The following is a 12,582-nucleotide window of genomic DNA, read 5'->3' on the forward strand; positions in this document are numbered from 1 at the left end:
GGGCGACCGCCTCGCGGGTCGGGGAGAATCGACGCATGGACTGGCAGACGACCTCGGAGACGGTGCCCGCGAGCATCGTGCCCGAGGCCCGCGCCGCCCACCAGCTCGCCGGCCGGGCCCCCGCGACGGGCGCCTGGCGCGCCGGCGACCCGGTCGGCGACCGCCGCTTCGCGCGGATCGGCGACCTCGCGCTCGAGTCGGGCCAGGTCCTGCCCGACGTCCGCATCGCCTACGAGACGTGGGGCGCCCTCTCCCCCGCGCGCGACAACGCGATCCTCGTCCTGCACGCCCTCACCGGCGACAGCCACGTGGTGGGCCCGGCCGGGCCGGGGCATCCGAGCGCCGGCTGGTGGCCCGGGGTCGTGGGTCCGGGCCGGGCGATCGACACCGACCGCTGGTTCGTCGTCGCCCCCAACGTGGTGGGCGGATGCCAGGGATCGACCGGACCGGCCTCGCTGGCGCCCGACGGCATCGAGTGGGGCGCCCGGTTCCCGTTCGTGACCATCCGCGACCAGGTCGCAGCGCAGGTCGCGTTCGCTCGCGAACTCGGCATCGACCGGTTCGCCGCGGTCGTCGGCGGCTCGATGGGCGCGATGCACGTGCTCGAGTGGGCCCTCATCGCGCCCGACGCGGTCGAGCGGATCGCCGTGCTCGCCGCGCCGGCGGCGGCCACCGCCGACCAGATCGCGCTCAACTCCGTCCAGCTGGAGGCCGTGCGCAGCGATCCGCACTTCCGCGGCGGGGCCTACTACGACGCGCCCGACGGCGACGGCCCCACTCGCGGCCTGGCGCTCGCCCGTCGGATGGCCATGCTGAACTACCGCACCCCCGTCGAGCTCAACCAGCGGTTCGAGCGGAGCTGGCAGTCCGCACTCGACCCTCTGGGCCGCGGCGGCAGGTTCGCGGTCGAGTCGTACCTCGACTTCCACGGCAACCGCTTCACGCGCCGGTTCGACGCGAACAGCTACCTCGTGCTCACCGAGGCGATGAACTCGCACGACATCGGGCGCGGGCGGGGCGGCGTGGGGGCCGCGCTCGACCGGATCGACGCGCTCGCCCTCGTGCTCGGCATCGACAGCGACCGCTACTTCTCGCTCGAGGGCCAGCGCGAGATCGCGCGCGGCCTGCGCCGCGCGGTGCACGGCGACGAGCCGGTCGTGCTGCGCTCCGACTACGGCCACGACGCGTTCCTCATCGAGGACGACGCGGTCGGCCGGGCGATCGGCAGGCTCCTCGCGGCGTGACGCCGACCGGACCGCCGGCCCCGGATCGGGCCCAATGACCCACGTACGGGGGCCGCTCTGGGCTATCTTCGAGGGTGACGGCACCCGAATGCCGCACCGCGAGCCGCGAGAGGGGTGGCATGCGTCGGATCGACAAGGAACGTGACCGGCTGCTGCGTCGGCTCGCACGCGCCGGGAGCCTCACCGGGGCGGTCCTCGCGTTCGCGTGCCTCGTCGTGCCGGGCGCGCTCGATCCCGACCGGTTCGCGCTCGCGATCCTGCTCGACCTGGCCCTGATCGGCCTGGTGCTCCTCGCCACGGCGCGCGGTGCCACGCTGCCGATCCTCGGGACCATCGTCGTCTCGGTCGCGCTCCTGCTCGTCATCGGCCTCGACCCGACGATCGATCCGGCTGCAGAGACCGCGATGGCCGTCACGGGCGCGCTCACGGCCGCGGCGATCGCCATCCCGTCGATCGTGCGGCCGAACGGCGTCGCGCTCGTGGCGCTGTCGGGCCTCGCCGTCGTGACCGCCGTCGTCGCCTCGTGGTTCGCCGGCGCCGACCTCGGCACGGTGCTCGTCGCCTCCATCGCCGGCTGGGCGGCCTCGACCGCCACTGGGCTGTGGCTCGCCCGCGCGATCGACCGCGCCGCCGAGCGGATCGACGAGGTCGGCCGGGCCCACCGGGCCGAACGGCTCGCGAGCGAATCCGAGGCCCAGCAGCGGCAGGACGCGCGCGTCCTGCACGACACCGTCCTCGCGACGCTCAGCCTGCTCGCGCACTCCGGCGTCGGCGTCGGCGAGAGCGCCCTCCGCCAGCAGGCCGGCGACGACGCGCGGCTGCTCAAGCAGCTCCGGCTCGGCGCGCCGCTCGACAACGGGTCGAGCACGGCCTTCTCGCCCGATTCCCCCGCCGACGTGCTCGGCACGACCTTCGACTCCGTCCGTCAGCGGTTCGCCCGCATGGGACTCGACGTCAACTGGCACGGTGCCGGCCAGCTGGTGCTGCCGCGCGATGCGCTCGACGCGCTGCTCGGCGCGCTCGGCGAATGCCTCGAGAACGTGCGCCGGCATTCCGGCGTGCGCGAGGCGGACGTCACCATCACCGACGACGACCGGACGGTCCGCGCCATGGTGACCGATCAGGGCGCGGGCTTCGAACCGGCCTCGGTCGACCCGGCCCGCCTCGGATTCGCGGAATCGGTCGTCGGGCGCCTGCACGCGGTGGGCGGTCGCGCGCGCGTCTTCAGCTCGCCGGGCTCCGGCACGACCGTCATGCTGGAGGTGCCGAAGCCGTGAGCCGTTTCCAGCGGAGCCTCCCGTACGACGTCCCGCGCGACACCACGCACGAGGTGCAGTTCCGGCGGCCCACGCGCTCGGCCCGCGCGGCCGAGGACATCCGCAGCGCACACGGCGGACGACGGCTCGCCGCCGGCGTGACGGTCGCCTGCATCGCGATCGTGCTCGCCCATCTCCTGCACGCATGGGGACTCGCCGAGATCTTCCCGCCCGGGCGGGAGCCCGGCCCGGCGTGGATCGCGCTCGGCCTCGTCAGCGTCGGGGCGGTCGTCGCCACGCGCGGCCTCAGCCGGGTGCCCGACTGGGTGTTCGCCGCCCTGCTCGTGGCGCTCGCGGTGCCGATCTGGCTCGACGTGGCGGCCACGGCCGGCACGCTCGAGCTCGGCATCACGCCCACCGCGGCCCCGGCGGCCGCGGCGCTGCTCATGCCCGTGGTCGCGCTCCGCGAGACGCGGGGCCCGCTCGCCGCGGCGATCGCGATCGCGGCCGTGCTCCTCGTCCAGGCCCTCCTGCAGGCGCCCGAGGCGGGCACCCGGACCGTGGTCGGCGTCGCGATCGCCGCCTCGGCGGTGGTGCCGGTCGCACTCGTGGCCATCGCGGTCCGCGGGTTCCGGCGGCTCGTCGGGCGCGAGCTCGACCTCACGCTCGTGCAGAGCACGGTCTCGACGCCGCGCTCGGCCGTGGGCATGCGGGCCTCCGAGGAGCTCGCCGAGCTGGACTACGACGCCGAGGCCCTCCTCGACGACGTCGGCGCGGGCCGGATCGCGCTGCCGCTCCCGCCGGCCGCGGCCGAACGAGCCGGCCAGCTCGCGGCGCGCCTGCGCGTGCGTCTCATCGAGGGGCGGACCGACACGTGGCTGCGCCACGCCGTCACGGAGTCGGCCTACCTCAGCCGCCGCGTCACGGTCGACGACCCGGCGGGCCTCGCGGGCCTGCTCGGCCAGGCGCAGCGCGACGGACTCCTGCTCGCCCTGTGGCTCATCGCGGGCCAGCGGCGCACGCCCCCGTCGGCCCCGCCGCTCCGCGTGCTCGTGACCTGCCGCGAACGCGACGCGGAGGACGCCGATCCCGAGGACGGACGCCGGTTCGACGGGACCGGGGTCGCCATCCGCCTGGACGTCTCGGGCGTCACCGCCCGGAGGGTCGACGAGGCGACGTGGGAGGCACTCGATAATGTCGGAGGACACGATGTGCTGGCGGGGCCCGAGGGCTTCCGCATCGACATCGACTGCCGGATCGACCCCACGGGCCGTGCAGCAACCGCGACGCCGTCCGGTGTCGCATGAACCGAGGGGAGCCTGACGTGCCCGAACCCGACACCAGTCCGATCCGGCTGGCGATCGTCGACGACCATCGCATGCTGCTGGGTGCGCTCACCGAGTGGATCCGGGGCGCGGCATCCGACATCGACCTGGTCGCGGCCGTGCCCTCGTGGTCCGAGCTGCTCGCCCACCCGGCGTTCCCGGTCGACGTGGTGCTGCTCGACCTCGACCTGCGCGACAACATCCCGATCTCGATCAAGCTGTCGACCCTGAAGTCCGCGAACGTCGCGACCATGCTCATGAGCACCTACTCCGAGCCGGCCGTGGTGCGCGAGGCCCTCGGCGCCGGTGCGCTGGGCTACCTCGTGAAGTCCGAGCCGGTCGAGACGATCGTCGAGGCGATCCGCGCCGCGCAGTCCGGCGAGACGTACATCTCGACCGAGCTCATCGAGGCGCTCGACGGCGACGGCTCCGCGCCGCGCCTCAGCGCCCAGGAGCGCCGCGTGATGGCGCTCTACGGCGCCGGGCAGCCCGTCAAGGCGGTCGCGTTCCAGCTCGGCATCTCGGAGGAGACGGCCAAGAGCTACCTCAAGCGCATCCGCGAGAAGTACCGCCTGGCCGGCTACGACGTGGGCACCAAGGTGGCGCTGCGCAAGCGCGCGATCGCCGACGGCATCCTGCTGCAGTCCGAGTAGCGCCTCGTCAGTCGCCGATCGCGGGGATCGCACCGGTCACCGACGGCATGGCGATGCCGCGGCGCGAGCGGACCCGGTCGAGCCCGAACGAGGCGAGGGCGAGCACCGCCCCGGCGAGCGTGAGGGCGAGCCCGACCCACACCGGCGCCACGTACCCGTATCCCGCGGCGATGACCATGCCGCCGAGGATCGCGCCCAGGCTGTTGCCGATGTTCAGTGCCGAGTGGTTGAGCGCCGCCGCGATCGACTGGCTGTCGCGCGCGATGTCCATGAGCCGGGTCTGGATCGCCGGGGACAGCGCGGACGCCGCCCCGCCGACGAGGAACACGCCGATCACGAGCCCGACGGGATCGGTCGCCGTGAGCGCGAGGAGCAGGAGCGACGCGGCCATGACCGCGAAGCCGAGGTACATCGAGCGTCGTACGCTCCAGTCGGCCAGCCGGCCGCCGACGAAGTTGCCGATGGTCATGCCGAGGCCGATCACGATGAGCACGAGCGGGACGAGGGCGGCATCCAGCCCGGTCACGTCGGTGACGAGCGGGGCGACGTAGCTGTACACCGCGAACAGTCCGCCGAAGCCGACCGCGCCGATGCCGAGCGCGAACCACGCCTGCGCCCGTGTGAAGATGCGCAGCTCGCGGCCGATCGTCGCGGCCGGGTCGCCGGGCTGCCAGGGCACTGCGGCGAGCACCGCGACGAAGGTCGCGGCGAAGATGGCGGCGACCGCCAGGTAGGCGATGCGCCATCCGGCGACCTGCCCGAGCCAGGTGATGGCGGGGACGCCGACCACGTTCGCGATGGTGAGCCCGGAGAGCACCAGGGCGACGCCGCGGCCGCGCTTGCCGGGACCCATCAGGTTCGCGGCGACGAGGGACGCGATGCCGAAGTACGCCCCGTGCGGCAGCGCGGCCACGAAGCGCGCGGCGACGACGAGCTCGAACGTCGGGAGCAGCGCGGAGGCCACGGTGCCGGCCGTGAAGGCCGCGAGCAGCGCGAGCAGCAGCTGCTTGCGCGGCCATCGCGCCGCGGCCGCGGCGATGGTGGGCGCACCCACGACCACGCCGAGCGCGTACGCCGAGATGATCCAGCCTGCGGCGGCGTTGGCGGCCTCGGTGGACGTGGCGGCCAGGCCGGGGAGGAGGTCGACCGCCATGTCGGGCAGCAGGCCCATGGCGACGAACTCGGTTGCGCCGATGCCGAAGCCGCCCATCGCGAGCGCGACGAGCGCCAGACGGATGCGGGCCGGCGACAGCGTCGTCGGCCCGTGCGGGTCCTGGGTCACCCGCACGATTCTGCCACGGATCGAATCGATTCGACAATCGAGCGTCGGAGCCGGCGCGACCTCCGGGCGGAGGCCGCCCGCACATCGCGGATCAGGCTCCGCGCGTCATCCGTCGTTCTCGATGGCCGCCTCGAGGCGGTCGACCTTGCGCTCGAGCTCGTTCGACCATCCGGGCCGGATGTCGGCCTTGAGGACGAGCGAGACGCGCGAGCCGTAGTCGCCGACCGCCTCGGCGGCGGCCTTGACGACGGCGAACACCTCGTCCCACTCCCCCTCGATCTCGGTGAACATCGAGGTCGTGCGGTTGGGCAGTCCGGACTCGCGGACGATCCGCACGGCGGCGGCGACCGCGTCGTGCACGGAGGCGTCCTTCCGACCGGTTCCGCTCGGCGCGACCGAGAATGCGACCAGCATGCCGTGCTCCCCTCCTGCGCCCCGCCGCCGCTCAGGCGGCGGCGTCGACCCGCGTCGGCCGGCGCGCGGACCCAGCCTGCCACACGCGGAGCACCGCCCAGGCGAACAGCACGAGCAGCAGCACGACCTTCAGCGTGAGCAGCAGCACGAAGCCGGCGTTCGCGATGAGCAGCCACCCGTACCAGTAGGGGTAGATGACGTGCGTGAGCAGCGCGATCGACGCCGTCAGCGCCGCCGGGGTGAGGAACCGGCCTCCGCCCATCACGATCCCCAGGATCACGGGCGCGGCGAGCCACGTGACGAACTGCGGCGATCCCACCTTGTTCGCGAGCATGAGCACGGTCGTGAAGGCGAGCGCGAGCGGCGGCAGGAGCGCCACCGCGGGCGCCCCGCGCATCGCCGCCCGGACGCCGACGGCGAGCACCGCCGCCACCCCGATCGCCAGGAGCGGGGTCGTGAGCGCGGCCGCGACGTCCGCCCCGGGCCCCTCGACCTGGAACGTCAGGATGCCGCGGTCGTAGGCGATCGTCGCCTCGTCCGACCCGGCGACGATCCACCACAGCCACGGCACCGCGAGCGGCGCCTCGACCTGCAGACCGCGTCCCGCCTGCTGGGCGACGAAGCCGAACGCGTTCAGGCCCGAGCCGGCGATGAGGCTCACCCCGAGGATGCCCACCGACAGCGCGACCGCGGTCATCGCTACATCGGACCGTCGCCGCAGTGCGACGACGAGGCTCGCGACGAGCGCCGCGGGCCACACCTTGATCCACGCGCCGAGGGTCAGCAGGGTGGCCGCGACGCGCGGCCGGCCCGCCGCCCACAGGAGTCCCACGACCGCGAACGGCACCGTCACCGCGTCGATGCGGCCGAGGGCGATCGGCCCGAGCAGGGCGAGGAAGACCACCCACCACCACGCCGCCGCGCGCCGGCGCCGCGACAGCGTGCCGCGACCCAGCAGGACCGAGAACGCGAGCGCGTCGAGCAGCGCCACCATGCCGAGCCAGGCCTGCCCGTACCACTCCGAGCCGAACGCCAGCGCGGCCGTCATGGGCGCGAACGCGAGGATGGGGTACACCCAGGGCGTGTCGATTCCCATCCGCAGCCAGCCGTGCTGGGCCGTCTCGGCCCAGACCCGGTACACGCCCGTGACATCCCCCATGGGGTAGCCGGGCGCCACGAGGTTCAGCCAGGCGAGCAGCGCGTGCACGGCGGCGAACGCGCCCCACAGCGCGGCGCGGCCGCCCAGCAGGTCCCGGATGCCGCGGGCGCGCGCGTCGCTCACCGCCTCGGCGATCGTCCTCCCGGTCACTCGATCCGACCCCGGGTCAGCGCCGCAGGAGTGCGCCGATCACGGGCGGGATCGCCTGGGCGACGTCGAGCGCCGTCACGGGACCGCCGTCCCACGCCTCGCTGGCCCGGCGCGCGGCCTCGGCGTGGATGTACGCCGCGGTCGCGGCGAGGCGCGTGATCGCCGTCGCGTCGGAGGAGAGCCGCTCGTGGTGCGTCGCGGCGAGCGCTCCGAGGATGCCGCCGAGCACGTCGCCCGTGCCGGCGCTCGCGAGCCAGTGGGTCGCCGCGGTGACCGTGAGCCGGGTGCCGTCCGGGTCGGCGACGTGCGTGACGGCGCCCTTGAGCAGCACGGCGACCTTGAGTTCGCGGGCCGCTCGCTCGGCCCACGCCGCGGGATCCGCGTCGACCTCCTCGGCCGATGTCAGGACGTCGCGGTCGTTCAGCAGGTTCGCGAGCTCGCGCGTGTGCGGGGTGATGACGGTCGGGGCGGTGTGGGACCCGACGAGGTCGAGCCCGCCCGCGTCGAGCACGATCGGCTCGCCCGACGCGAGGGCGTGCTGCAGCTCGCCCGCCAGCAGGAACGAGCGGTGCGAGGAGTCCATTCCGGACCCGAGCAGCCACGCCTGCACGCGCCCGCCGACGCCGACGGTCTCCGGTCGGGCCGCGATCACGGCCTGGCGCACCGCGCGCGGCCCGGTGAAGCGCACCATCCCGACGCCGGTCCGGTGCGCCGCCTCGACGCCGAGCACCGCGGCGCCCGGGTAGTCCGGGGAACCGGTGATGACGCCGAGCACGCCGCGGCGGTACTTGTCGTCGTCGGCCGCGGGCTCGCTCAGCCACTCGGATGCGTCGCGTGCGCCCCATTCGCGCCAGGTGCCGGTTCCCATGTCCCCAACGATAGGTTGATGGGCATGCCCTCGACCATCCCCGCGCCGAATGCCCCTGCCGCCCCGTCCGACGCGGCGCCGAGCACGCCGGCGCTCTTCCGCCCGATCGCCATCCGCGGGCTCGAGATCCGCAACCGCGTGTGGGTGCCGCCGCTCTGCCAGTACTCGGTGACCGAGCGCGACGGCGTGCCCCATGACTGGCACCTCGTGCACCTCGGCGCGATGGCCGCGGGCGGCGCGGGACTCGTCATGGCCGAGGCGACCGCGGTCGGTCCCGAGGGCCGCATCTCCGATCACGACACGGGCCTGTGGAACGACGCCCAGGCCGAGGCGTGGTCGCGCGTCACCGCGTTCCTCCGGTCGCAGGGGGCGGCGTCGGGCATCCAGCTCGCGCACGCGGGCCGCAAGGCCTCGGTGTGGCCGGAGTTCCGCCGCCTGCCCGGCTCCCAGCCGATCGAGGAGGGCGGCTGGACCACGGTCGCGCCGTCCGCCGTCGCGTTCGACGGGCTCCGCGAGCCCGTGGCGCTCGACGAGGCCGGCATCCTCGCGGTGATCGACGACTTCCGGGCGGCCGCGCGCCGCGCCGTCGCCGCGGGCTTCGACCTCGTCGAGGTGCACGCGGCGCACGGCTACCTCGTGCACCAGTTCCTCTCGCCGCTGTCGAATCGGCGCGATGATCGCTGGGGCGGCTCGCTCGAGAACCGCGCCCGGCTGCTGCTCGAGATCGTCCGGGCGGTGCGCGACGAGATCGGCGAGCGGATGCCGCTGTTCGTGCGCTTCTCCGCGACCGACTGGGCGCCGGGCGGATGGGACGAGGAGCAGACCTCCATCACCGCCGGGTGGGCGGCGGAGCTCGGCGCGGACTTCTTCGACATCTCCACCGGCGGACTGATGCGTGACGTCCGGATCCCCGTGGGACCGGCGTACCAGGCGGCGCACGCCGAGTTCGTCGGCGACCGCGCGGGCGTCTCGGTGTCGGCCGTGGGCCGGATCACGACGCCGACCCAGGCGGAGGCGCTCGTGGCATCCGGCGCCGTCGATGCGGTGATGTTCGGCAAGGCGATGATGCGCGACCCGCACTTCGCCCTGCGGGCCGCGCACGAGCTCGGTGCCGACACCTCGTTGTGGCCGCCGCAGTACGTGCGGGCGCGGCCCGACCTCAACGACGGCGAGTGGTGACGCGGACCGCGGTCACGCCTTCGCCGCGGCGAGCATGCTGCGCGCCTCGTCCATGGTGACCGCCGTCGGCTGCGCGAGGGCGATGATGTTGCCCTCGCTGTCGTCGAACCACGCGCCGCGCTCCCCCTCCATCTGAACGACGCCGTTCTCGGTCTTGAGCTCCGGCAGGTCGTAGTCGTGGAAGACGACGCCCTTCTCGCGGAGGGCCGCCATGTCGCGGTCGAGGTCATCGGTCAGGATCGACAGGCCGGTCGCGCGGTTCGTGCCGGCGAACTGCGACTCGTAGACGATGACCGGAACGCCGCCCACGAGGTAGACGTCGCCGCCCATGTCGGAGCGACCGGGCTCGAGCCCGAACACGTCCCGCCAGAACCGCCTCGAGCGGTCCAGGTCCGACGCCGCCAGTGTGGCCATCGCGATGGAGTTCTCGAACATGAGTGCACCTCAGCTTCCTTGACGGCGCGCAGTCTACGCCCGGGCGGGTCCGCCCGCGCCACCCGTGCGGGGGGCGCGGGCGCACGCGCCTAGCCTCGACGCGTGGCGTCCTGGACTTCGCCGACGAGCTCCTCGATGATGTCCTCGAGGAAGATCACGCCCGTCGTGGCCCCGTCGCCGTCGAAGGCGCGGGCGACGTGGGTGCCGAGGCGCCGCATGGTCGCGAGCGCATCCTCGAGGTCGGTGCCGTCGAAGATCGAGACCAGGCGCCGGACGCGCTTGGCCGGGATGGGATCGTCGAACTCGTCGTCGTCGAGGTCGATGACGTCCTTCAGGTGCACGTAGCCCTCGGGCTCGCCGTCGTCGGCCGCGAGCACGTACCGCGAGAAGCCGCGGCGCGCGACCGCGCGCTCGACGTCGGCGGGCGTGGCATCCGCGGGGAGGCAGACGAGCTCGGCCATCGGGACCGCCACGTCGTGGACGCGCTTGGTCGTGAACTCGAACGCCGCGCTCAACGTGCCGCTCGCGTCGTCGAGCACGCCTTCGCGGCGGGACTGGTCGACGATCGTCTGCACCTCCTCGAGCGTGTACGTCGAGGTCGCCTCGTTCTTCGGCTCGACGCCGAACAGCCGGAGCACGCCGTTCGCGATGGCGTTCAGCACGACGATGACCGGGCGGAACACGCGCGCCACGAACACGAGCGGCGGCGCGAGCACGAGCACCGCGCGATCGGGCAGCGAGAACGAGAGGTTCTTCGGCACCATCTCGCCGAGCACGACGTGGAGGTACGACACCACCAGCAGGGCGATCACGAAGGCCACCGTCGACACGACCTCGGGGGGCCACCCCGTGAGCTCGAGCGGGTACTCGAGCAGGTGGTGGATCGCCGGCTCGGACACGGTGAGGATCAGCAGGGAGCAGATCGTGATGCCGAGCTGGCTCATGGCGAGCATGAGCGTCGCGTGCTCCATGGCCCACAGTGCGGTCCTGGCGCTCCGCTTGCCCTTCTCGGCGAGCGGCTCGATCTGCGAGCGGCGTGCGGAGATCACCGCGAACTCGGCGCCGACGAAGAAGGCGTTGCCCGCCAGGAGGACGAACAGCCACGCGAGGCCGGCCCAGTCGCTCATCGCTCGACCTCCGCGACGGCATCGGCGTGCGTGCGGGCGGTCGCCGGGGTGAACTGGATCCGGTCGATCCGGCGTCCGTCGAGGCGCTGCACGCGGAATCGCCCGCCCTCGACCTCGACCTCGTCGCCCACGGCCGGAAGTCGGCCGAGCACGCTCATGACGTACCCCGCGACGGTCTCGTACGCGCCGTCCTCGGGCACCTGGATGCCCGTGCGATCGAGCAGCTCGTCGGGTCGGAGCATCCCGGGGAAGCTCACGAACTCGCCGCGGCGCACCACGCCCGCGCGCGTGCGGTCGTGCTCGTCCGCGACCTCGCCCACGAGCTCCTCCACGAGGTCCTCCAGCGTGGCGACGCCCGCGGTGCCGCCGTACTCGTCGACGACGACGGCCATCTGGTAGCCGCGGCCGCGGAGCTCGCCGAGCAGGAGGTCGAGCTTCATGGTCTCCGGCACGCGCAGCGCCTCGGACTGCAGGGCCGACGCGGGGACCTGGTCGCGCTTCTCGCGTGGCACCGCGACCGCCTGCTTCACGTGCACGAGCCCCACGATGTCGTCCAGGTTCTCGTCGTAGACCGGGAAGCGCGAGAAGCCCGTCTGCCGGGCGAGCTCGATGACGGCCTCGGCCGGCTCGAGCCGCTGCACGGCGGCGACCCGCGGTCGCGGCGTCATCACGTCGGACGCGTCGTGCTCGGAGAACCGGAGCGTGCGCCCGAGGAGCGTCGCGGTGTCCTGCTCGAGCAGGCCTGCGCTCGCCGAGCGGCGGACGAGGCTCGAGAGCTCCTCGGCGGAGCGGGCGCCGGAGAGCTCCTCCTTGGGCTCGATGCCCATCGCGAGGAGGAGGCGGTTGGCGCTGCCGTTGAGCAGCGCGATGGCCGGCCGGAACAGCCAGGTGAACGCGGTCTGGAACGGCATGACGACCTTGGCGGTCCGCCGGGGCAGCGCGAGGGCGAAGTTCTTCGGCACCAGCTCGCCGATGATCATCGACAGCAGGGTCGCGACGATCACCGCGGTGATCGCGCCGACCGGCCGGATGAGCCCCTCGGGCAGTCCGACGGAGCGGAGCGGTCCCGCGAGCAGCGACGAGATCGCGGGCTCCATCGTGTAGCCGGTCAGGAGCGTGGTGAGCGTGATGCCGAGCTGCGCGCTCGACAGGTGCGTCGACGTGATCTTGAGCGCGTCGATCGTGAGGCCGAGCCGGGACTCGCCCTTCTCGCGACGCGCCTCGAGGTCGGCTCGATCGAGGTTGACGAGCGCGAACTCGCTCGCAACGAACAGGCCCGTGCCGATCGTGAGGAGGAGTCCGATGCCGAGGAGGATCCACTCAGACATCCGCACCTCCCCGTTCGGTCACGGGCGAGGGTCTATGGCCGGGGGAATTCGCAGAAGGAGGGTCGTCCATTGTGCCGCCCAGTATATCGACGGATGCCGCGAGGCCGGCCGGCGCACCGGATGCGGGCGCGGCATCCGCTCACGTGGCGCCGGGCCCGGCGG

The 12,582-nt window shown here is 73.6% G+C and carries 12 protein-coding genes; 5 read left to right on the forward strand and 7 right to left on the reverse strand.

The features are described 5' to 3' along the window. Positions 1–35: 35 nt before the first annotated feature. The 4 genes from metX (at position 36) to WBQ80_RS04880 (ending at position 4,478) form a co-directional block, all read left to right on the forward strand. Positions 36–1,244 (forward strand): homoserine O-acetyltransferase MetX, encoded by a 1,209-nt coding sequence (gene metX, locus WBQ80_RS04865; RefSeq protein WP_336570578.1) that lies wholly within the window; start codon positions 36–38, stop codon positions 1,242–1,244. A 119-nt stretch (positions 1,245–1,363) separates the two neighbouring features. Next, the gene (locus WBQ80_RS04870) at positions 1,364–2,521 is read left to right on the forward strand and encodes a sensor histidine kinase (protein ID WP_337282474.1); all 1,158 of its coding nucleotides are present in this window, start codon (positions 1,364–1,366) and stop codon (positions 2,519–2,521) included. Continuing rightward, on the forward strand, positions 2,518–3,807 hold the full coding sequence (locus WBQ80_RS04875) for a hypothetical protein (RefSeq protein ID WP_336573519.1): 1,290 nt from the start codon (positions 2,518–2,520) through the stop codon (positions 3,805–3,807). Before WBQ80_RS04870 ends, WBQ80_RS04875 begins: the two co-directional genes overlap by 4 nt. A 17-nt stretch (positions 3,808–3,824) precedes the next feature. Continuing rightward, on the forward strand, positions 3,825–4,478 hold the full coding sequence (locus tag WBQ80_RS04880) for a response regulator transcription factor (RefSeq protein ID WP_336573518.1): 654 nt from the start codon (positions 3,825–3,827) through the stop codon (positions 4,476–4,478). Between the two features lie 7 nt (positions 4,479–4,485). On the opposite strand, the gene WBQ80_RS04885 is transcribed toward WBQ80_RS04880, so the two are convergent. The 4 genes from WBQ80_RS04885 to WBQ80_RS04900 all read right to left on the reverse strand — a co-directional run bounded on the left by WBQ80_RS04885 (position 4,486) and on the right by WBQ80_RS04900 (position 8,351). After that, positions 4,486–5,688 (reverse strand): MFS transporter, encoded by a 1,203-nt coding sequence (locus WBQ80_RS04885; protein WP_336573523.1) that lies wholly within the window; start codon positions 5,686–5,688, stop codon positions 4,486–4,488. Between the two features lie 177 nt (positions 5,689–5,865). Next, entirely contained in the window at positions 5,866–6,174 is a 309-nt protein-coding gene (locus tag WBQ80_RS04890; RefSeq protein ID WP_336573522.1) for a thiamine-binding protein, read from the reverse strand. 31 nt (positions 6,175–6,205) lie between these two features. Then, the gene (locus tag WBQ80_RS04895; RefSeq protein WP_336573517.1) at positions 6,206–7,483 is read right to left on the reverse strand and encodes a hypothetical protein; all 1,278 of its coding nucleotides are present in this window, start codon (positions 7,481–7,483) and stop codon (positions 6,206–6,208) included. Between the two features lie 16 nt (positions 7,484–7,499). Then, positions 7,500–8,351, reverse strand: coding sequence for an ADP-dependent NAD(P)H-hydrate dehydratase (locus WBQ80_RS04900; protein WP_336573516.1), 852 nt, complete (start codon positions 8,349–8,351; stop codon positions 7,500–7,502). Positions 8,352–8,375: 24 nt separating this feature from the next. On the opposite strand from WBQ80_RS04900, the gene WBQ80_RS04905 reads away from it, so the two are divergent. Next, on the forward strand, positions 8,376–9,530 hold the full coding sequence (locus WBQ80_RS04905) for an NADH:flavin oxidoreductase/NADH oxidase (RefSeq protein ID WP_336573515.1): 1,155 nt from the start codon (positions 8,376–8,378) through the stop codon (positions 9,528–9,530). Between the two features lie 12 nt (positions 9,531–9,542). Here the strand turns inward: WBQ80_RS04905 and WBQ80_RS04910 are convergent, their stop codons facing one another. From WBQ80_RS04910 to WBQ80_RS04920, 3 genes are all read right to left on the reverse strand, one after another. Beyond that, positions 9,543–9,965 (reverse strand): VOC family protein, encoded by a 423-nt coding sequence (locus tag WBQ80_RS04910; protein ID WP_336573514.1) that lies wholly within the window; start codon positions 9,963–9,965, stop codon positions 9,543–9,545. Positions 9,966–10,054: 89 nt separating this feature from the next. Next, positions 10,055–11,092, reverse strand: a complete 1,038-nt coding sequence (locus WBQ80_RS04915) for a hemolysin family protein (RefSeq protein ID WP_336573513.1) — start codon at positions 11,090–11,092, stop codon at positions 10,055–10,057. Continuing rightward, positions 11,089–12,420, reverse strand: coding sequence for a hemolysin family protein (locus WBQ80_RS04920; RefSeq protein ID WP_336573512.1), 1,332 nt, complete (start codon positions 12,418–12,420; stop codon positions 11,089–11,091). The genes WBQ80_RS04915 and WBQ80_RS04920 overlap by 4 nt, the downstream gene beginning before the upstream one ends. Positions 12,421–12,582: the final 162 nt, after the last annotated feature.

The organism is Agromyces sp. CCNWLW213 (assembly GCF_037199545.1).
In the GTDB taxonomy this organism is placed as follows: Bacteria; Actinomycetota; Actinomycetes; order Actinomycetales; family Microbacteriaceae; genus Agromyces.

Bases quoted from the DNA above. Each gene is read 5' to 3' on its own strand.
- WBQ80_RS04890 (WP_336573522.1), bottom strand. From the start codon at position 6,174: ATGCTGGTCGCATTCTCGGTCGCGCCGAGCGGAACCGGTCGGAAGGAC.
- metX (WP_336570578.1), top strand. From the start codon at position 36: ATGGACTGGCAGACGACCTCGGAGACGGTGCCCGCGAGCATCGTGCCC.
- WBQ80_RS04870 (WP_337282474.1), top strand. From the start codon at position 1,364: ATGCGTCGGATCGACAAGGAACGTGACCGGCTGCTGCGTCGGCTCGCA.
- WBQ80_RS04910 (WP_336573514.1), bottom strand. From the start codon at position 9,965: ATGTTCGAGAACTCCATCGCGATGGCCACACTGGCGGCGTCGGACCTG.
- WBQ80_RS04905 (WP_336573515.1), top strand. From the start codon at position 8,376: ATGCCCTCGACCATCCCCGCGCCGAATGCCCCTGCCGCCCCGTCCGAC.
- WBQ80_RS04900 (WP_336573516.1), bottom strand. From the start codon at position 8,351: ATGGGAACCGGCACCTGGCGCGAATGGGGCGCACGCGACGCATCCGAG.
- WBQ80_RS04915 (WP_336573513.1), bottom strand. From the start codon at position 11,092: ATGAGCGACTGGGCCGGCCTCGCGTGGCTGTTCGTCCTCCTGGCGGGC.
- WBQ80_RS04885 (WP_336573523.1), bottom strand. From the start codon at position 5,688: ATGGGCGGCTTCGGCATCGGCGCAACCGAGTTCGTCGCCATGGGCCTG.
- WBQ80_RS04920 (WP_336573512.1), bottom strand. From the start codon at position 12,420: ATGTCTGAGTGGATCCTCCTCGGCATCGGACTCCTCCTCACGATCGGC.